This window comes from Corynebacterium guaraldiae, from assembly GCF_053480195.1.
The window spans coordinates 197,399-216,934 of record NZ_JBRBAU010000003.1 but is presented as its reverse complement, the minus strand read 5'-3'; the positions used below and the strand labels follow the sequence as shown (position 1 = coordinate 216,934).

The 19,536-nt window shown below is 59.2% G+C and carries 20 protein-coding genes and 1 tRNA gene; 10 read left to right on the top strand and 11 right to left on the bottom strand.

The features are described 5' to 3' along the window. Both ACUY3D_RS03985 and ACUY3D_RS03980 read left to right on the top strand, forming a co-directional pair. Positions 1-218, top strand: a 218-nt coding sequence (locus tag ACUY3D_RS03985; RefSeq protein WP_448240381.1) for an integrase core domain-containing protein, incomplete at its 5' end; no start/stop codon positions are given. A gap of 107 nt (positions 219-325) precedes the next feature. Continuing rightward, positions 326-697, top strand: coding sequence for a hypothetical protein (locus tag ACUY3D_RS03980; RefSeq protein ID WP_448240380.1), 372 nt, complete (start codon positions 326-328; stop codon positions 695-697). Positions 698-919: 222 nt separating this feature from the next. Here the strand turns inward: ACUY3D_RS03980 and ACUY3D_RS03975 are convergent. The 3 genes from ACUY3D_RS03975 to ACUY3D_RS03965 all read right to left on the bottom strand — a co-directional run bounded on the left by ACUY3D_RS03975 (position 920) and on the right by ACUY3D_RS03965 (position 2,664). Beyond that, positions 920-993: transfer RNA gene (locus tag ACUY3D_RS03975), tRNA-Pro, on the bottom strand. Positions 994-1,080: 87 nt separating this feature from the next. Beyond that, entirely contained in the window at positions 1,081-1,479 is a 399-nt protein-coding gene (locus ACUY3D_RS03970) for a YchJ family protein (protein WP_448240379.1), read from the bottom strand. Positions 1,480-1,485: 6 nt separating this feature from the next. Continuing rightward, positions 1,486-2,664 carry a bifunctional alpha/beta hydrolase/OsmC family protein gene (locus ACUY3D_RS03965; protein ID WP_448240378.1) on the bottom strand — a complete coding sequence of 393 codons (1,179 nt, stop codon included), beginning with the start codon at positions 2,662-2,664 and terminating at the stop codon, positions 1,486-1,488. A gap of 96 nt (positions 2,665-2,760) precedes the next feature. On the opposite strand from ACUY3D_RS03965, the gene secA2 reads away from it, so the two are divergent. From secA2 to ACUY3D_RS03940, 5 genes are all read left to right on the top strand, one after another. Beyond that, on the top strand, positions 2,761-5,052 hold the full coding sequence (gene secA2, locus ACUY3D_RS03960; protein WP_448240377.1) for an accessory Sec system translocase SecA2: 2,292 nt from the start codon (positions 2,761-2,763) through the stop codon (positions 5,050-5,052). Positions 5,053-5,139: 87 nt separating this feature from the next. Then, positions 5,140-5,571, top strand: coding sequence for an oxoglutarate dehydrogenase inhibitor Odhl (gene odhI / locus ACUY3D_RS03955; RefSeq protein ID WP_010186533.1), 432 nt, complete (start codon positions 5,140-5,142; stop codon positions 5,569-5,571). Positions 5,572-5,677: 106 nt separating this feature from the next. Further along, positions 5,678-6,433: a transcriptional regulator FtsR gene (ftsR, locus tag ACUY3D_RS03950; RefSeq protein ID WP_070524832.1), complete on the top strand. Its 756-nt coding sequence runs from the start codon at positions 5,678-5,680 to the stop codon at positions 6,431-6,433. 101 nt (positions 6,434-6,534) lie between these two features. Further along, a complete protein-coding gene (locus tag ACUY3D_RS03945) occupies positions 6,535-7,128 on the top strand; it encodes a bifunctional nuclease family protein (protein WP_070524859.1) in 594 nt (197 codons plus the stop codon). A 300-nt stretch (positions 7,129-7,428) separates the two neighbouring features. Then, positions 7,429-7,989, top strand: a complete 561-nt coding sequence (locus ACUY3D_RS03940; RefSeq protein WP_198530989.1) for a MerR family transcriptional regulator — start codon at positions 7,429-7,431, stop codon at positions 7,987-7,989. 108 nt (positions 7,990-8,097) lie between these two features. On the opposite strand, the gene ACUY3D_RS03935 is transcribed toward ACUY3D_RS03940, so the two are convergent. From ACUY3D_RS03935 to ACUY3D_RS03925, 3 genes are read right to left on the bottom strand one after another with little or no spacing between them, the layout of a single operon-like run. After that, a complete protein-coding gene (locus ACUY3D_RS03935) occupies positions 8,098-8,940 on the bottom strand; it encodes a vWA domain-containing protein (protein ID WP_070524836.1) in 843 nt (280 codons plus the stop codon). Positions 8,941-8,996: 56 nt separating this feature from the next. After that, on the bottom strand, positions 8,997-9,851 hold the full coding sequence (locus ACUY3D_RS03930; protein WP_070524839.1) for a 3-methyladenine DNA glycosylase: 855 nt from the start codon (positions 9,849-9,851) through the stop codon (positions 8,997-8,999). Further along, complete coding sequence (locus ACUY3D_RS03925) at positions 9,848-11,137, bottom strand: DEAD/DEAH box helicase (RefSeq protein WP_448240376.1); 1,290 nt, start codon at positions 11,135-11,137, stop codon at positions 9,848-9,850. The genes ACUY3D_RS03930 and ACUY3D_RS03925 overlap by 4 nt, the downstream gene beginning before the upstream one ends. Before the next feature lie 115 nt (positions 11,138-11,252). Here ACUY3D_RS03925 and ACUY3D_RS03920 point away from each other — a divergent pair, with 115 nt between their 5' ends. Continuing rightward, positions 11,253-12,047 (top strand): hypothetical protein, encoded by a 795-nt coding sequence (locus tag ACUY3D_RS03920; RefSeq protein WP_448240375.1) that lies wholly within the window; start codon positions 11,253-11,255, stop codon positions 12,045-12,047. A gap of 243 nt (positions 12,048-12,290) precedes the next feature. Here ACUY3D_RS03920 and ACUY3D_RS03915 read toward each other — a convergent pair whose 3' ends face one another. Then, positions 12,291-13,385, bottom strand: a complete 1,095-nt coding sequence (locus tag ACUY3D_RS03915) for an HNH endonuclease signature motif containing protein (protein WP_448240374.1) — start codon at positions 13,383-13,385, stop codon at positions 12,291-12,293. A 109-nt stretch (positions 13,386-13,494) separates the two neighbouring features. After that, positions 13,495-14,952, bottom strand: a complete 1,458-nt coding sequence (gene gnd, locus ACUY3D_RS03910; protein WP_448240373.1) for an NADP-dependent phosphogluconate dehydrogenase — start codon at positions 14,950-14,952, stop codon at positions 13,495-13,497. 43 nt (positions 14,953-14,995) lie between these two features. Between gnd and ACUY3D_RS03905 the strand changes: the two genes are divergently transcribed. Then, positions 14,996-15,442, top strand: coding sequence for a PaaI family thioesterase (locus ACUY3D_RS03905; RefSeq protein WP_070520420.1), 447 nt, complete (start codon positions 14,996-14,998; stop codon positions 15,440-15,442). A 4-nt stretch (positions 15,443-15,446) separates the two neighbouring features. On the opposite strand, the gene corA is transcribed toward ACUY3D_RS03905, so the two are convergent. After that, positions 15,447-16,520, bottom strand: coding sequence for a magnesium/cobalt transporter CorA (gene corA, locus ACUY3D_RS03900; RefSeq protein ID WP_070532752.1), 1,074 nt, complete (start codon positions 16,518-16,520; stop codon positions 15,447-15,449). An 83-nt stretch (positions 16,521-16,603) separates the two neighbouring features. Between corA and ACUY3D_RS03895 the strand changes: the two genes are divergently transcribed. Then, complete coding sequence (locus tag ACUY3D_RS03895) at positions 16,604-17,206, top strand: class I SAM-dependent methyltransferase (protein WP_070520425.1); 603 nt, start codon at positions 16,604-16,606, stop codon at positions 17,204-17,206. On the opposite strand, the gene thiD is transcribed toward ACUY3D_RS03895, so the two are convergent. Both thiD and ACUY3D_RS03885 read right to left on the bottom strand, forming a co-directional pair. Then, entirely contained in the window at positions 17,203-18,039 is an 837-nt protein-coding gene (gene thiD, locus ACUY3D_RS03890) for a bifunctional hydroxymethylpyrimidine kinase/phosphomethylpyrimidine kinase (RefSeq protein ID WP_070520428.1), read from the bottom strand. The two genes, ACUY3D_RS03895 and thiD, sit on opposite strands and share 4 nt — an antisense overlap. 99 nt (positions 18,040-18,138) lie before the next feature. Beyond that, positions 18,139-19,482 (bottom strand): NAD(P)/FAD-dependent oxidoreductase, encoded by a 1,344-nt coding sequence (locus ACUY3D_RS03885; RefSeq protein WP_070520431.1) that lies wholly within the window; start codon positions 19,480-19,482, stop codon positions 18,139-18,141. Between the last annotated feature and the right edge of the window lie 54 nt (positions 19,483-19,536).

Below are 19,536 nucleotides of genomic sequence, written 5' to 3'. Positions count from 1 at the left end.
ATGACAATGCACTAGCCGAAACAGTCAATGGTCTCTACAAGGCGGAACTGATTCATGCCCAAGGCCCGTGGACATCGGTCGGAGAAGTCGAACTGGCCACCTTGCGGTGGGTGCATTGGTGGAACACCAAGCGGCTTCACGAAGCATTGGACTACGCCACCCCACAGGAAATAGAAACCGAGTACTATCTCACCCAGCCCATCAACACAGGGGCGTAAAAGAAGCGGAACTAAACCCAGGACGCTTCAGACTGCCTATTATCCCATCACCTAGTCTTGAAGCTCCGCGCAGCCAGATGGGTAAGTGCTGTACCAATAAGTCCTCTGTGGCCATCCCTCACACTGAGGGCATTCGCTACCGACAAACTGGCCCGGCCTACAAGACACCTGAGTGGCAGAAAATATACGGTACCTGGCGCAATGTGATTGAAACTCGTAATGACTACGTGAAGAACAATCGTGGTGGTGCTGCTATTGGTGACCACACTAGGAGGCCGGTTCGTGGTTTTGCTGCGGCCTTCTTCTATACGGCTCTTGGTGTGGTTGCGGCCAATGCCTCCATGATCCGGCGCTTTCTTGGCCGGGTGGAGCGAGATGAAAAGACCCCGCCTCCTGAAGGCCGTGAGCCTCAGCCGCCGCGCGATCCGGCGCGCGAGAAGGCAAGCCCGAACGCGCCGCCTGCGCGCGAGGCAGCTTAAGACCAACTAAATAGCTTTATCCATCTAGCTCGGAAAACCGATATGGGGTTCCGGGCTAGAAGTCGTTTTAGAGGGGACGAACCATGCTGTGTTTGTTATTGGTCAACACCCAGATCAGAGCGAAAACGACCAAACCCACCGCCCGAAGGAGGTGGGTTTATCTCACGGAGGCAGTTTCGCAAACGATTTAAGGTCGTTTCACGAAACCGTCCCTGGATGCTGTCGGACTAACAGGATTTGAACCTGCGACCCCTACACCCCCAGTGTAGTGCGCTACCAAACTGCGCCATAGTCCGCCGTCGCACCATTTGGTGCAACTGCTACAGATTACACCAGCGGTATTCGCTTCGACAAATCCCAGGTTGATGCGCGTTTTGAAGGCTCTAGAACTCGCCGGTGGAGTAGACCCACTGCCCGTCTTGTCTGCGGAAAGAGGAGCGTTCCCGCTGAGAGCCTTGTGCGGCGCCCTTATAGAAGGCCTCGAACTCAACGACGCCGGTATCGTCCAAGGGGCCGCCGGCGACGGTATCGATAATATCGAGGTGGTAAAAGCGGATGCCGTTATCTGCGAGGTTGAGGCGCTCAGGGCGGGTCTCTGGGTCCCAGGTACGGAGCAAATAGTCCTCATCGCCGGTGACGAAAGCACTGAACCGCGAGCGCATGAGTGCCTCTGCCGAGGGCGCGGGCGTGCCGGCGTGGTAGCGCGAGCAGCACTCGCCAAACGTCAAGCCGGTTCCGCAGGGGCAGCGGGCAGCCGGATCAAGAGGGTTGAGAACAATCATGTGAATCTATTGTGCCGCGGTTGTCACGGTGGTGGTCACCTCGACGGTGAGGAGGGAGTCGATGGTGGTGGATGCGGAGGCGTCGCCAAGCGCGCGTTGTTGGTCCGCGCTAAGGGAGGCGGGGAGAGTCACCGTACGTGTAAATCGGGATTCGGACTCTTGGGTAATGCTGACGGACACAGCTTCGAGAGCCTTCGCGTCGATCTTCTGTGCCTTGCCCGCTGCCTTGATGGCCTGGGTGCTTGCCACAGCCAGTGCGGACATGAGGAGGCCTTCAGCGGTAAAACCTTGGCCCTTGCCGCCGCTTTTCTTCGTGCGGTCAGCGGTCACAGAACGGTCGTTGTGGCGTACTACGACGCCCATCCTCGTGCCCACAGCTGGGATTGCAACTGCGGAGTCCTCAGCGACCGGCGCGGGAAGGTTCTCCGGAACGATGAACTGCTCCGCCCACGCGCCAATCAGGTCGGCAGCGCGTGCGGCCGCGCCTTGCTTGGTGACGAGGTGATCAGCCTTGTCCAAGGCCACCAAGGACTTGGGGTAGCGCGTGGTGCGGAAAATGTTCTGGGCATTGTCGATGCCAACGGTCTGATCAATGGGGGAGTGCAGCACCATGAGTGGCTTGCGTAGGCGCGGAAGGTACTCCTCCGGGTTGGTCTCAGCAAGGTCTTCGAGGAAAAGGCGCGAAATGGTTAGCGCGCGGCCGCCCAAGGTGACCTCTACCTCGCCATTGGCGTCGACCTCGCCAATCTTGTCGGCGTAATGCAGCACTGAATGTGCGGGATCGAAGGGGGCACCGATGGTGGCGACGGCTTTGAGGGAACGAATGTCGTTGGCCGCCGCGAGGGCTGCGGCGCCGCCCAGCGAGTGACCCATGAGGAGCTGCGGCGCAGAATAGTTGTGGGCCAGCCACTCGGCGGCGGCCTGGATGTCTGCAACGTTTTGGCTGAAACAGGTATCAGCGAAGTTTCCCTCGGACTGTCCCAAGCCTGGGAAGTCGAAGCGCAGGGTGGCGATACCAAAGTTTGTCAGCTGCTTGCTCACGCGGGCGGCACCGGGTGTATGGCGCGAGCCGGCAAAGCAGTGCGCGAAGATGGCGAAGGCTTGCGGAGGGGAGTCTGGGAAATCGATGGTTCCGGCCATCGTGGTACCGGTGCTGGAGGGGAGCGACACGTTCACGGATTGCATGCCCACAAGGATATAAGGGCAACTGCACGCCTGCGAACCGGGGTTGACTAAAGTCGATAGAAGACCTGTATGACGCACAAGGATGGAGGAGTGCTCATGGGCGCATTCGATTGGTTCTGGAAGGCAATGGGCGCACAGTCCGAGCGCAACAATAAGAAATCGAAAGCCGTCGTCACGGCTGCGGACTCGGCGGTGGAAGAAATTGCCAACTTATCGGATGCAGACGTTGCCACCACCGCACGGGAATGCGTGAAGGATGGCAAGATTGCGGATAAGTCGCGTTTCCTCGCTGCTCTGGCCGTGGCCAGCGAACGCAAGCTCGGCATGCGCCCATTTAATGTCCAGTCCCAAGCCGTTCTCCGCTTGCTTGAGGGTGATGTCATCCAGATGGCCACCGGTGAGGGAAAAACCCTGGTGGGCGCAATGGCCGCGACTGGTTTTGCGCTGACCGGAAAACGCGTCCACCTGGTGACGGTCAATAACTATCTCGCGGCGCGCGATGCCGAGTGGATGCGCTCGCTCGTGGAGTTCTTCGGCCTCACGGTGGCCTCGGTCACCGAGAAGCTAGGCCCAGAGGAGCGTCGCACGGCCTACCTGAGCGATATCATCTATGCCCCCGTCAACGAGCTGGGATTCGACGTTCTGCGGGATAACCAGATCACCTCCCGCGAGCAGACGGTACAGGCGCGCGCAGATGTTGCGTTGGTGGATGAGGCGGACTCCGTGCTTGTCGACGAAGCCCTCGTTCCCCTCGTCCTCGCCGGAAACCGCCCGGGTGAGGAGTCCACAGGTCACATCACCAACGTGGTTTCGCGCCTGCGTGAGGAGCAGGACTATGTCATCGCGGAGGATGGGCGCACGGTGGCGCTGACCGACGATGGAGCGGCGCGAGTCGAGCGCGAATTGGGCATTGATTCGCTCTACTCCGAGGGGAATATCGGCTCCGTACTGGTCAAGGTGAACTTGGCGCTGCACGCGAAGGCGCTGCTCATTCGTGACATTCACTACATCATCACGGACGGAAAGCTGCAGCTTATCGACGCCTCCCGCGGCCGCGTAGCCGAACTGCAGCGCTGGCCCGACGGCCTGCAGGCCGCTGTGGAGGCCAAGGAAGGCTTGGAGGTATCGGAAGGAGGGCGCATCCTCGACACCATTACGCTCCAGGAACTCATGCGCCGTTACCCGTTGGTGTGCGGGATGACCGGTACCGCTGTGGAGGCGACCGATCAGCTACGGCAGTTCTATAACCTCCACGTATCGGTCATCGATAGAAACAAGGAACTGCAGCGCTTCGATGAGGCGGATCGCATCTATGCCTCGGTGGATGAGAAGTCCCGCGCCATCGTGAACGAAATCGTCGCGATCAACAGCACCGGCCAACCAGTTTTGGTGGGCACCCACGACGTCGCCGAATCCGAAGATCTCGCCGCTGCGTTACGCGAACGGGGGATCGAGGTAAACGTCCTTAATGCGAAGAATGACGAGGACGAGGCGCGCATTGTGGCGGAGGCTGGCGACGTCGGCCGTGTCACCGTTTCCACCCAGATGGCGGGCCGCGGCACGGATATTAAGCTGGGCGGCGCTGATGAGTCTGACCGCGATGCCGTCGTCGAGAGGGGTGGTCTGGCGGTGCTCGGCACCTCGCGGCACCGTTCCTCGCGTCTGGATAACCAGTTGCGCGGTCGCGCTGGCCGCCAGGGAGATCCGGGCAAGTCCATCTTCTTCGTTTCCTTAGAAGATGACGTGGTTAAACAGGGTGGGGAAGATGAATCCTTGTCCGCCCGCCCCGATGCCGACGGGCTCATCGAATCCAAAAGGGTTCGTGATTTCATTGCACACTGTCAGCGCGTGACCGAGGGGCAGCTTCTAGAGATTCACGCGCAGACCTGGAAGTACAACCACCTGCTCGCAGATCAGCGCATCATCATTGATGAGCGGCGAGCTAAGCTGCTCGATACCGACCAAGCCTGGCAGGAGCTGGCTGAGCGGGCACCGGAGCGTGCTGCTGAGCTTCGTGACGTCCCCGCTGAAGCGCGCGAGCGGGCGGCCCGTGAGATTATGCTCTTCCACCTCGACCAGGCGTGGGCCGACCACTTGGAGTTGATGGATGATGTGCGGGAATCTATCCACCTACGTGCCATCGCCCGCGAGACGCCAATCGACGAATACCACCGCATCGCGGTGCGCGAGTTTAAAGACCTAGCGCAGCGCGCGGTTAATGACGCCGTTGATACTTTTAAAACCGTGCTTATCGATTCAGATGGCGCCCATCTAGAGGATCACGGCCTGTCCCGCCCGAGCGCAACGTGGACTTATATGGTCTCCGATAACCCACTATCAGGGGGCGGAAACTCCGTGCTCAAGGGCATAGGAAACATTTTCCGTTGATGTAAATTGCGGAGAGGCGACTCGCGCGGGCGGCGGAGTCGCTAATATGGAATGAGTCAACATTGATCCGACCCTTCGGAGGTAAAAATGAGCGAGAATACCGGAACGCCGGAACCGCAGGCAGAAACTACTTCTGTCTTCCGCGCAGATCTTCTCAAGGAGATGGAAAACGGCACCGCGGCGGGTTCTGACGCCTCCGTTGCTGGAGCTGAGAACTTGGCTGAGGGCCAGGCACTGCTCGTCGTCAAGCGCGGTCCCAATGCAGGCGCTCGCTTCCTGCTTGATCAGCCGACCACCACCGCCGGCCGCCATCCAGAGGCTGATATCTTCCTCGATGACGTCACCGTGTCTCGTCGCCACGCGGAGTTCCGCGCGAAGGACGGTCAGTTTGAGGTAGTCGATGTCGGATCGCTCAACGGAACCTACGTGAACCGCGAGCCGCGCAATGCTCAGGTACTCGAAGTGGGCGATGAAATCCAGATTGGTAAATTCCGCTTGGTATTCATTGCCCCGAAATAAGGCAGTGCCTGTCCTAAAGAACTAGGGGAGAAGGCCGGGGGAAGCTTCCACCTGAGCTCCCCTTTTGTCATAGTGAAATCGTGAAGAAAGCAGTAGTAGTCCTATCGTGAGCGCACAGAAGTCCACCGCCGCTGCCGCAGCAGCGTCTTCCGTGGTCAAGAAGACCAAGCCTGCTAAGCAGAAGCCCATGTCTATTGGCGTAACGCTGAAGCACGTGCAGAAGCAATTTCCGGATGTGACGGTGTCGAAGATTCGCTTCTTGGAATCTGAGGGGCTGATTACTCCAGAGCGCACCGCGAAGGGCTACCGCCGCTACTACCAGAAGGACCTTGATCGTCTTCGCTATATTCTGACCGCGCAGCGCGATCACTATACGCCGCTCAAGGTTATTCGGGAACAGCTAGACGCGATGGATTCGGGGCAAGTTACCGCCATCGTGTCCTCCCAGGCCGAGGCCCTCATCAGCGCCGAGCAGCTGCGCGCGCCGGTGGTCACTCGGCTTACCGACGCCGATGTGGCCGACCAAGCAGGCACTACGCAGGAAAACATCGCCAAGCTGGTTTCTGTGGGACTGATTAAGCCGGATCCGGCGGGCTTCTTTGATACGGATGACGTGTCCATCGTGGCCGCGGCCGTGGCGCTGGAATCCTTCGGGTTTGAGGCGCGACAGTTGAAGTCGCTGCGCAATGCTGCCCGCCGCCAGGCGGACATGATTTCGCAGGTGGCAACGCCGGTGGCGCATTCGAAGTCTGATACTGCCCCGCAACAGGCCGAGGAGCTTTCTCAGCAGATGGCGGCCCTTGTTCTGTCGCTTCACGGGACGTTGGTCAAGACCGAGCTTCGTGACGAATTCCGCCCTTAAACCATACGGGCTTTTATTTCCGTAAGTTTGGCGCCGACTTTTCTACGCCACTTAACCGGCCCGACAACCATGTGCAAGGAATGTGTGTAAAAGTGGATTCCATGAACACTGAAGTATTGAAATTTCTAGGTATCCACCCCGTTGGCCCCGAAAATAACCTATGTGCTCTTTTCTATTGGGCGGAGGCGGACCGGCACGTGCCGGTCTGGGTCTCACCCATCGACGGCGCGCGTGTCCTCCAAGTACTTGAGCGGCACTTTAATGCGCGCCCAAGCACGTATGAACTGCTCATCGCCTTTGCGGATCAGCTAGATGGCATCGAGCATATTTGCGTGTCCGAGTACCGTAAGGGCGTTTTCATGGTTGATCTCCTGGATGGTACCGGCGAAGAGCACGATGCCCGCTTGTGCGACGCTCTTGTCCTCGCAGATCACTATGGGTTGCCCATTCATTTTGAGAAGGATGTGCTCGACGAGGTAGCCATTTACATTAGCGATGAGGACCTTAAAGAATATTACGGCCTAGAACGCGAGGCAGAATCCCTGGAGACGTTCCCGGAGAAGCGCATGCGCGAGTTTAAGGAGCGCCATTCCCAGCAAAGCGCGCTGGAGGACGATGACTTCGAGCAGATGATGCGTGATTCCGGAATCTCCGAGGAAGATTTGCTCGGCGGCAAAGATGGTGAAGAGGAGTAAAAGGGGAGTTTAAGCTCCCTTCCACATAATTCAGCCCTAAGCCCTGATCCCAGCTAGACATTAGAAGCGGCGCCCTCTGTGGCGTCGCTTTAGTCGTGCTACCACTGAATTTTTTAATGACACGCGTGTGACTAATGATGACAAAGTGACTCAAAAAGTCTAAAGTTCTACTAGAGGTTCACGGAGGACGACTCTTGACGCGGTCGCTGACGTGCCCTTTAATAGAAAAATAGAACTCCCCTCAAGTATCACTGGAGTAATTACGTGAGCAGTAAGAATAACCGTCCCGAGTCCAGCGCACTGCCGCTCGAAGATTTCGCAGCCAACGACTACGTTCAGGAATCCCTTTTTGATGTCGGGCCCGACGAGGAGCTGGGCTACCGCGTGCCCATCGCTTGTCAGGTAGCCGGCATTACCTACCGCCAGTTGGACTACTGGGCGCGCACGGACCTGGTGAAGCCCTCGATTCGCACTGCTCGCGGCTCTGGTTCCCAGCGCCTGTACTCCTTTAAGGACGTGCTGGTTCTCAAGATTGTCAAGCGCCTTTTGGACACCGGCATTTCTTTGCAGAATATTCGCCTCGCGGTGGAATCCCTGAGGGATCGCGGAGTTAATGATCTTGCTGAGCTCACCCTCGTCTCCGACGGCACCACGGTTTATGAGTGCCGCTCGAACGACGAAGTCATCGACCTTCTTGCCGGTGGACAGGGCGTGTTTGGCATCGCTGTCCCAGGCATCCTGAAGGAGCTTTCCGGAACCATCACTTCCTTCCCGGCCGAGCGCGTTGTGGAGGACGAAGAAGTCGACGTTGTATTTGGCCTCGACGAACTGGCTGCTCGGCGCAAGCTCAAAACCTCCTAAGGAAGCCATCCGCCGCCGCTCCTCTTAGTCACTGCAGCTCACGTCAGTGCTCTAGAGGAAGCGGCGGCTTTTTTGATGTGCGGCGTCGATGCGCCTGAAGTGTCCCGGTTATCGTGCCCCGGCGGCGTTGGCGATGGCCTTTTTGTCCTCTTGGGCATTTGAAGGGTCCGAGATGGTCTTGTAGGAGTCAGCGAGCTTTTCGAGCTCGGCGTCCTTTTCACCTTCACCGATATGCACCACGCTCAAGCTAACGCCCTGACCGCGCGCGGCTTTGACTGCCTCTGTAAAGCTTGCGTCATCCATATCTTGTTGGGTCCCAGTAGTAACGAGCACGACGCGGGCGTCTTTGCCCGTTTCTGCCTTTTGGTCCGTGGCGTTATTCAGTGCCGCGACCACGGCGCTGCGAGTTTGAGGAACGCCACCAGTGCCGAATTGCCGTACTGCGAAGGCCACGTTCTCGGCGTCGCCATAGGCTACATTCTGACGGAAGCCCACGGTGGCCGTGGCTGAAATGGGTGAGGAATAGTTCCAGAGAGCCACCTGGCTTCCCTCCGCGCCGACTGCCGACGCCGCCTCCGCCACGCCCTCGGTTACCTCATCGAAGTACGGCGCAAGGTTGTCGGAGGTATCAAGAAGGAACAACGTATTCGGCGCCACCCCTTGATCTTCCTTGTTTTCAGTGCTGGGCGTGGCTGATACCGATTCGGACGGCTGTACTGACTTCGAGGGCGTGGTCGATGCAGACGTAGTGCTAGCGCTTACACTTGTTGGTTTCTGTACGGCCGATGACTCAGTGGTTTTATCCGCCGCTACTGGCTCGCTCGAATCGGATTCCCCTCCGCGGAAGAGGAAGAATGCGCCGATAACCAACGCCAAAACCGCGAGGACGGCCACGATGATGACCCACGGTGCGATTGCATAGTTATTCTTTCCATCCGAGTGCCGGGCCATCTTTTTCCTTCCGCGCTGGGGTCTCGGGGCAGTAGAGGGCGCCCCGACGGGTCACATCAATGGTCTCTCATTGTAGCGCTCAGTGCTGCTCTAATTTGGGAGACAAGCCGCGCGCGGAGTGGCTCGGAGGCGTCGGCAAGCGCGCGTTGGCGCCGCACATACTCCGACTTTCCCTCTGGCGTTTCGATGGGGACGACCCCAAAGCCCCACTCGCGGCAGTCATATGGCGAGGCCTCCATGTCGAGCGTGCGCGCGGCCACCGCCAACCGGAAGGTATCGAGGAACAAGTCACCTGGCACCAACGGGCCCAATTTCCACGCCCATTTATATAAATCCATAGTCGCATGGACGCAGCCAGCCTGGTCGTTGTCCGGTTGGTCCTCACGGGTCAGCACCGTGAGGTTAAGCGGGCGGGCGGGCTCAGTAAAGAAACGGAAGGCATCGTAGTGCGTGCATTTGATGCGGTGCTTGTCGACGACTGCGTTCGTCCCTTCCGCTCCCAACCGCAACGGCAGGTCATGGCGAGGGGAATCGGTGTGGTACACAATGGCCCATTCATGCAGGCCAAAACAATCAAATTGGGTGGGATTGTGCGCCGTCTTTTCCAGAAGTTCCAGGATGTAGCGCACGGTTCCGCCGCGGCGTTCGAGGAAGGCCTCGGTGTCCATCGTGATGCCCTCGGCAGTGCGGCGGTAGTAGCGCCATTCGCTGTGCGGAGCGTTCCCTTCCAGGGTGACCCCTACGCCTGGGTGCCAACGGCGCAGATGAGAGGGGCGGACGGGGTAGTACTCGAAAAGGAAGTCGTAGACAGGGTGATACGAGCCTGGGTGGCGATAGCGAGCGAGGAACTCATTTGCTTCCTCCTCGTGCTGTCGCATCCGGGCTTGCCAATCCTTGGGCGCGAGAATCATCGTTGTCCAGCACTGCCTCGACGGCGGCGGTTGTTACGGCCGCGGCGGCGGTGCCCCGGTGCTTCCTGCTTAGGCTGCTGTTGGTTCGGTGGCCCGAGCGGCTCGCCCTTCGGCTTGCGCGCACCGGTCATCTGGGCAAGTTCGGGGCTGCTGGCGGGGTTGGCGCGGTCACTGATGTCGAGGTCGGTGTGGTCCACTCCGGCCTTTGCAATGAGCTTGGCCACCTCTCCGCGCTGCTCGTCGGTAACGAGTGTGACGACGGTGCCTGACTCACCGCCGCGGGCGGTGCGGCCGGAACGGTGTAGGTAAGCCTTGTGCTCGGCGGGTGGATCTACGTGGACGACGAGGGAGACATCCGCAATGTCGATACCGCGTGCGGCGATGTCCGTGGCGACGAGCACGGGTACGCTTCCGTCGGCGAAGCCCTCAATTGCCTTGGTACGTGAACCTTGGCCCTTATCGCCGTGAAGCGGCAGTGCGTTAATACCGACTCTGCGCAGCTTCTTCGCCTGCCTGTCGACTCCGTGCTTGGTCCGCATAAACATGATGGTCTTGCCCTTGCGTGCACCGAGCCGCAGGACGACGCCGTTGCGTGCCTCGCGGGTGCCGATGAAAATGAGGTGGTGCTCCATCGTGTCCACGGCGGCCTCGACGGGGGCTGTGGAGTGGGTTACGGGGTCGTGCATGAACTGCTCGACCAACTTGTTTACCTCACCGTCGAGGGTGGCGGAGAAGAGTAAGCGTTGGCCGTCTGGTGGGGTGAGACTGAGCAGTTTGCGTACCTGGGGAAGGAAGCCCATGTCCGCCATCTGGTCGGCCTCGTCGAGCGCAGTGATGGTGATCTGGTCGAAGAAAAGCTTGCCTTGGTCGATGAGATCCAGTGCGCGGCCCGGCGTAGCAACAAGGAGGTCAACCGGGCGGGCCAATGAGCGAATGTGGTTGTTGATGTTGACACCACCGACAACTGCCAACACACGCAGTCCCAGCGCGGCTGCGGGTTCATCCAGGCGTTGTTGGATCTGCGTTGCCAGCTCACGCGTTGGTGCTAACACGAGACCGCGGGGGTGCGCCGGTCGGGAGACCCCGGATTCGGCAAGTCGAGTGAGCATGGGAAGGCCGAACGTGAAGGTTTTTCCCGAGCCCGTGGGGCCGCGGCCTAGGACGTCCTTGCCGGAAAGGGCGGCGGGAATCGCGGCTTCTTGGATAGGGAAGGGGGTCGTGATGCCCTGTTTGTCAAGGACGCGGACAACATCGCGGGGGAGGCCGAGGTCGGCGAAAGTATTCATCGAGAGGAAGTCTAGTTCGCTTCGATGCCAGATAGAAAAGCCAGTGCGGGGAATGGGCCTAGCATCCTGCACTGTTGGCAGTAATGTGATGTAGGTCTCTGCTAAATTGATCGACATGACGAACCCTTTCAGTAGCCCGCAGCAGCCGCCCCGTGGATTTGGCCAGAACCCGCAGCACAACCAAGCACCGCCTGGCTTTATCAATCAAAATCAAGGTGCTCACGCCGGCGGCCCAACGATGCCACAGCCGGTCGAAAAGAAGCCCAGCTCGAAGAAAGCATTGTGGATCGTTCTGGCGGTAGTTCTTGTATTCGCCATCATCGCAGGCGTCGCTATTTTTGCTGCAGTTTCTTTCTTCAAAGATGTTGCTGCCGACTTTGATGATGCGCCACAAGACGTAAGTGCTTCCGACAATGCCTACTGGAACAGCACATATGACTCCGATGAGGTTGACAGAATCCGCGCCTCCGAGGTTTCTGCCCCGGTGCCCGCTCCGCTCATTGACCTTTCGGACGAGTGCTATGAGGACACGTCATTCTTCGGGCAGGCGGACTATCTGGGCCTAGATGTTCAGTGGGTTCCGACGATTTCTTGCATCTATGGTCCGGACAGAGAATTCGTGGCTCAGTACACAGAGAACAAGGATGCTATACGCGATACTGAAAGCGTTGGGCTGGCCGGCACCGTCGAGGACTTCACCTCGGCCCGCGGCTCCCAGATTGGTGCTTTTAGTGAGGAAGATGAGTACGTGATTGCTGAAGTACTTGAGGATGGCAACGCGGTTATCGAGTACGTCATGGACGGCTATGATGCCAACGGGGACGAAGCGGACTTGAATGATTTGGCCAACTATCTCGTGGGTGCGGGAATCCTTGACTCGGCTCTGGGTGGTCCGTCGGTGAATGCCTAGCTATCTTCGGCGCCCCACGCGCTTGACGACGCTTCACCCACCCCAAGTGGCCCGTCAACCCTCATCCGGTTGGCGGGTCTCGTTCTTTAAGGGCTTAAATGCGCGTCGTTCCTGCCGGTATTTGAAGGGGGTCAAGGATCACCGATGTGCCCGCGTGCCTTGATGTGGTCCGCGGGTGGCAGTGTTGTCACTGGTGGTTAGCTGTTTCCTTTCTGCCGTTGCTGTGTTTGGTGGCTGTGGGTGTTAGCTGCTGTCGGGTGGTTCCTCTGGTGGTTGTCCTGCTTGTTCGGCGTTGAGTCTGGCTAGTGCTTCTTGGTATTCGGGCATTGCGGTGATTGGTGTGCCCCAGGGTGGGATGAAGCTGACCCCGGTGTTGAGCCGGTACATGTAGCCGCGGCCGGTAGGCCTTTGCGGGTCATCATCGTTAATACCGTTGTGGTAGGCGCACAGGAAGGTCAGGTTCTTGATGTTGGTGTAGCCGCCTGCCTGCCAGGGGATGAGGTGATGGACTTGGCAGTAATCAGCGGGCTTGTTACAGCCTGGTCTTGCACATGTGTGGAATTCAGCGTGCAGGGTAAGGCGTTGTTTGAAGTTTGCTCCACGCTCTAGCCGCCAGGTGTTGATGGGTCCTTCAATGGGGTGGACGATGGTGGCATAGCCTATTTCGGCGAATTTGTGGGTGAGGAATTCCGCCCCGGTCATGCGCCCACCGTTAGTCAAGTTGAGCTCTATTTCGTCCCCGTCGCCGTTTATGATCTGGTCGAGCTCGTTCAGGGTGACGATGACTTGGGTGCGCACCGCGGGTTTGGAACCGGTGCCTTCTTTGAAGAAGACGTCGTTGGCTGCTTGAAGCAGGTCGGTGTTGGTGGATTCTAAGACGCCGCGCATGTTGGCAATCGTGGTGGCGTCATCGGTAATGGAAAGGGTGTTAGGGCCTTGCGTGCGGTAGGTGATGCGCACGCCTGGTTTGGCTATGCGTTTGGAGCGGAGTTCTTTCAGTCGTGTGGCGGCGACGGTGGGGATGCGGTGTGCGGGTGTTCCTGCGAGTTTGATTCGCAGGTTCCAGGCGTCGAGGGTTTTCTTGACTTTTGCGGTGTAGGACTCGATGAGTGTGAGGGTGCCGAGGCTGTGGCGTTGTTGAAGGGCTGCGTGGCGGGCTTTGCGTTGTTTGCCGCTAAAGCGGGTGGGACCGAAATACACCTGGTTAAGGTTTGCAAGCTCAGTGGCATCGGAGGCATCCGCGCCGAGCGCGCGGAGCTCGTCGGGTGAGCCAGGAATGTTTTCCACCAGCGCAATCCCCGAATTGCGAAGGCGGATGTAGGTTTCAATATCCCCCATGAGCACAGAGACTAAAACAGGTCTCTACACCCCGCAACCGGAAGAAGAAAAATTCTGGTCGCGGGTAGCGGAGGGATAAGAAAAGCCCCTCAGGGGAGGGGCTTAGCAGCTACATCTCGGTAAGCGAGCGGTCACCTGACCATTCGATATGGAACGTGCCCTCGCGGTCCACACGCTTGAAGGTGTGGGCGCCGAAGAAATCGCGCTGGCCCTGAATCAGAGCAGCTGGGAGGCGCTCGGCGCGCAAGCTGTCGTAGTAGGACAGGGAAGAGGCAAACACCGGAACCGGCAGGCCCAGCTGCGTTGCAGTAACCACGACGCGACGCCAGGGGTCGATGAGGTTCTCCAGCTCGCCCTTGAAGTACGGGTCCAGAATCAAGGCAGGCAGGTCGGCATTGTTGTCGTAGGCCTCACGGATGCGATCGAGGAACTTCGCGCGAATGATGCATCCACCGCGCCAGATGGTGGCCAAATCGCGTGGGTCCACGTTCCAGCCGAACTCCTCGGAGCCAGCCTTGATCTCATCGAAGCCCTGGGAGTAGGCAATGAGCTTCGCGGCATACAGTGCACGGCGAACGTCTTCGACGAACTCAGCCTTGTCCACATTGAGCTCGGCAATGGTTCCGGAAGGCAGCTGGCCTTCCTGGGCAGCTGCACGTTGAGCAGTGGCAGAAGAGAGCGCACGCGCGAAAACGGATTCCGCAATGCCGGTGATCGGCACGCCCAGCTCGAGACCATTAATGGCGGTCCAGCGGCCGGTGCCCTTCTGACCGGCGGCGTCCACGATGACGTCGACAAGCGGGGCACCTGTCTCCGGATCTTTCTGTGCTAGTACTTCGGCGGTGATCTCAATGAGGTAGGAGTCTAGGTCTCCGGCGTTCCATTCGCGGAAGACTTCGGCGATTTCAGCCGGTTCCATGCCCGCACCATAACGAAGCAACTGGTAAGCCTCACCGATAACCTGCATGTCGGCGTATTCGATGCCGTTATGCACCATCTTGACGAAGTGGCCAGCGCCATCGGGTCCGATGTGGGTCACGCACGGAGTACCGTCGACATTAGCGGCGATGGACTCGAGGATTGGTCCCAAGGTCTCCCAAGACTCAGCTGGGCCACCAGGCATGATGGACGGGCCATTGAGCGCGCCTTCCTCACCACCGGAAATGCCTGCGCCGACGAAGTGACGGCCCTTAGCGGCCACCTCCTTCTCGCGGCGAATGGTGTCCGTGAACAGTGCATTGCCGCCATCGATGATGATGTCACCCTCATCCATGGCTTCGGTGAGTTGCTCGATGACGGCGTCAGTAGCCGCGCCAGCCTTAACCATGATGATCGCCTTACGCGGGCGCTCGAGGGAGGCAACGAAGTCCTCGACGGTCTCGGAGGCAATGAACGCTCCTTCATCGCCGTGCTCGCTGATGAGCGCGCGAGTCTTTTCCGGGCTGCGGTTGTACACCGCGACCGTGTTGCCGTTGCGAGCAAAGTTTCGCGCAAGGTTGGAGCCCATCACAGCAAGCCCCACAACGCCAATCTGAGCGAGATCTGTCTTTTCAGCACTTTGAGTCATGTTCACCATCCTACGTCACCGAATTCCACTAACCTGTTGTGGCATGAACCACTCTGAAATCTTTGAAAAGCTCTTGGCCGTTTCCCAGTCGCGTCCGCTCAACGCGGAAGAACTCGAGTTGATCAACTCCAACCCGCAGGGGCTCGCAGGGCTTATTGGCCTGCGCTACACGCACATTTCTGCAGACGAGGTTCGATCTGAGGTGGAAGTCGTCCCAGATCACCACCAGCCTTGGGGCGTTGCAAATGGGGGTCTGTACTGCACAATTACGGAATCGACTGCATCCGTCGGCAGCCTAATCCTCGCAGGCAAGCCCGTTGTCGGTGTCAACAACAACACGGATTTCCTCAAGCCGGTGGCTTCGGGCACGGTGACCGCCGTTGCTACACCGCTGTACAAGGGGCGCCGCACGCAGCTGTGGGAGGTTAAGATCAGCCAGGGGGATGTGCTCCTCGCCGCGTCCACGCTGCGCACGATGGTGGTGCAGTAGCCTCTTACAACCAGTTGTTGCGGCGGAACCACCACCACATTCCGGCCACGACTAACACCATGAGGCCGATTGCGCCGTAATAGCCCCAAGGAAAATGCAGCTCCGGCATGACATCGAAGTTCATTCCGTAGATACCCGCGACAAGCGTTGGTGCGGCCCACATACCAACCACCGCGGAAATCGTGCGCATGTCGGAGTTTTGCTGCATGCTGATCTTGGCCACGGAGGCGTCGATAAGCGAGGTCAAGCGTTCATCGAACCCCGACACGTGGTCCTGGACCACCAGCTGGTGATCGTTGACGTCCCTGATGTAGGAGCGAATCGCCTTCGGAATGAGGTCCTTGTGGTCAGAGACCATCGAGCGCAAAGCAGGCGAAAGCGGCACGATGGCGTGCTTCATCTCCAGAATCTCGCGCTTGAACATATAGATGCGATCGATGTTCGGCAGCGAATTCGGAGTGAAGATTTCTTCCTCGAGCTCGTCGACCTCGATGGCGATGAGGCGGCAGATCTCCGAATAGCGGTCCACCATCATGTCGAGGATCTTCCACGCTAGGGACACGGGGCCCTGTTCGACGAGGTCCTGCTCATCCTCGATCACGTAGGCCAAGTTGGGTAGCTTAGCCGAGTGACGCACCGTGATGATGAATGTGTCACCGATGATCATTTGCATCTCACCAGTGGAAATAATTTGGCGCTTATCGGCTACCTCGTCGTGATCCCGGTAGTTCACCGACCGCGCCACCACGAACAGCTGGTCATCGTAGCGTTCCAGCTTCGGGCGCTGGTGAGCTTGGACGACGTCCTCGACGATGAGCTCGTGGATACGAAACTCAGCCGCCACCTTCGTCATCTGTGATTCGAGCGGCTCGTAGAGGCCTACCCACACGAAGCCGCGTCCGTACTCTTCCACGGTTTGCAGCGCGCTGTGCGGCGAAAACTCGCCGGGAAGAGCCTCGCCATCGACGAACACGCGGCAGTGCTCAATGGCACGTTCGACGGGAACGGAAAAACTCGGAGCACTGTCGTCAGAAGTGTTTTTCTTGCGTGGCTTGAATGGTGACGGTACAGATGGCATCGTGTCTCAGCCTCCTTCGTTTCGTATAGGCGTTTTGTAATGGCGGCTAAAGCTTACACCTGTAAGGGCATATAATCGTTGTCATGCCTACCTGGAAAGAAGTTACTGCAGCGAATCCCGCCCATTCCCATAACTTTGCGCGGAAGTGGAAGACACTTCGGGCCCAGGGCAAGGACATCGATGGGGAAGCCCGGCTTATCGACGCCATGAGTGAACGCCACTCCCGCGTCCTCGACGCCGGCTGCGGTTCCGGGCGCCTCGGCGGTGAGTTGGCAAAGCGCGGCCACACGGTGTTGGGCGTGGACGTCGATCCCATCCTGATCGAGCATGCGGTCAATGATTATCCGGAGGCCCGTTGGGAAGTGGGGGACCTTTCGGAAGAGGAAATCCCGGAGGGTAACTTTGATATCGCTGTGGCTGCGGGCAACGTGATGACCTTCATTGCCATCGAAGGACGTGAGGCCGCTCTGCGCAACGTCTTCAACGCTTTGCGCCCGGGTGGTCGGTTCGTCGTTGGTTTTGGCGAAGGTCGTGGTTGGGGCTTCGATGAATTCCTCGACCTCGCCCGCGCGGTGGGCTACCGAGTCGACTTCATCTTCGCATCCTGGGACATGAAGGTCTTTAAGGAGAACTCCACCTTCATGGTGGCCGTGCTTACCCGCCCCGGCGCAGACCTATTGGGTTAGCGCTGCGCGCCTGCGGCGAGGCGCCGCAGCCGGTGACCATGGTCAACGGGGCCGCGCCCGCGACCGACGTGAAGCGCATCAGCATTCTCTATCGCTTCGTGGAGCCATTCGGTGGCCCATACCAATGCCTCGTCGAGTGTTTCCCCCGCTCCTAAACGTGCTGCGAGCGCGGAGGAGAGCGAGCAGCCGGTGCCGTGCGTGTTCTTCGTGTTAATCCGCGGGCAGGGCACGCGGGTTACCGCGCCGGACGGGCTTACCGTTGCATTATCGGCTTGGGCGCCGTCGAGGTGTCCGCCCTTGACCACGACCCAGGTCCCATTGTCGTGAGCCCACTGAATGGCGATATCGATTGCTTCCTCGAGGATGCGCGGCTGTGCGACGTCCGCGAGGACAGCGAGCTCCGGCAAGTTCGGCGTGACCACGGTGGAGCGGCGGGCGAGTTCGCGCACAGCGCGCTCCGCCTCCCGTTCGAGTAGGCGGTCGCCGCTGGAGGCGACCATGACCGGATCGCAGACTATGGGAACCCCCTCGGGCAGGGTAGAGACGAACTTGCTCACCGTTTCGGTGATGGACACCGAGCCGAGCATGCCGATCTTGAGGGCGTCGATAGTCACGTCCTCCTTCACACTTGTCAGTTGTTCGCGCAGGAATTCCACCGGAGGGGTGTGGATGGCGCGCACCCCTTGCGTGTTTTGCGCGACGAGGGCCGTCACCACTGCCATGCCATAGGCGCCGGCCGCCTCAAAGGATTTGAGGTCAGCGTGAATTCCCGCCCCTCCCGTGGGATCGGTGCCAGCAATGCTGAGGACGCGAGGCAGGGCAGGACGGTTCACGGTTTTCTCCTTTACGCTAGGGACTTCTTCCGTTCTACCGTATGTGGCCAAAGAAAAGGGAGAGAGGATGATTCCTCTCTCCCTTAAAGCGCGTAGAACTTAGTGAAGGTCGCGGTCAATGACGTTGCGAGCGACGCGCTGCTGCTGGGTGATTTCCAGGTTGCCGCGGTCGCGCGAGAAGGCGTTGAGGATCCAGTGCAGCGCCACGAGGGTACGGCTGCGGAAGCCAACGATGTAGAAGATGTGCAGGCCGAGCCAGGAGATCCACGCCGGGAAGCCAGCAAACTCGGTCTTGCCCAGCTTGACGACGGCGTTGAAGCGGGAAATAACGGCCATGGAGCCCTTGTCAAAGTACTCGAACGGCTCGGCTTCGTTCGCGGTGGACTCTTCATCGATCTTGGCTTCGATGAGCTTGCCCACGTGGTTGCCGCCCTGGATGGCCACCTGGGCCACGCCCGGAAGGCGGTTGAGGGAAATCATGTCGCCGACGATGTAGACGTTCTTGTACTCGCCAACCGTGAGGTCCTCGTTAACGGAGACGCGGCCGGCACGGTCGGATTCCACGCCAGCCTGGTCAGCGATGACCTTGCCCAACGGGGAAGCGGCGACACCTGCGGACCAGATCTTGGTCGCGGCCTCGATGGTGACCTCTTCCTCGGTCTTCATGTTCTTGTAGGTGACGGCGTCAGCGGTGACGTCGGTAACCATGGCGTTGAGGCGCACGTCAACGCCCAGCTTCTCCAGCGTGCGCTGAGCCTTGCGGCCGAGGCGCTTGCCGAACGGCGGAAGGACCTGCGGAGCGCCGTCCAAGAGGTAAATCTTGGCGGAGGAGGAACCGAAATTGGAGTATTCGCCAGCAAAGGTGCGCTGTGCCAGCTCGGCAATCTGGCCGGTCAGCTCAACGCCGGTCGGGCCAGCGCCCACGATGACGAAGGTCAGCAGCTTCTCGCGCTTTGCAGGATCCTCTTCCAGCTCCGCCTTCTCAAAAGCGGAGATAATGCGGGAGCGGATCTCTAGGGCATCATCCAGCGTCTTCATGCCCGGGGCATACTCGGCGAAGTGGTCGTTGCCGAAGTAAGACTGGCCAGCGCCGGCTGCCACAATGAGGGAGTCGTAGCCGTAGGTACGAACAGCGCCATCGAGTTCCGCGGTGACGGTCTGATCCTTGATATTGACGTCGGTGACCTCACCGTTGACAAAGTTAACGTTGTCCTGGTGACGCAAGATCTGACGCGTAGACGGGGCGATTTCGCCGGCGGAAATGACGCCGGTGGCTACCTGGTAGAGCATCGGCTGGAAGAGGTGGTGGTTCTTCTTGTCGATGAGGGTGATCTCAACATCCGCGTCCTTGAGCTTCTTGACGGCGTTGATACCGCCGAAGCCGGCACCGATAACAACGACGTGGTGGCGGCCGTTACTAGGACGGTGGGGAGTTTGCGCCATGGTGTTTGATTACCTTCCTTAAGAAAGCCAGATTATTTTACCCGAGTCAGTCTA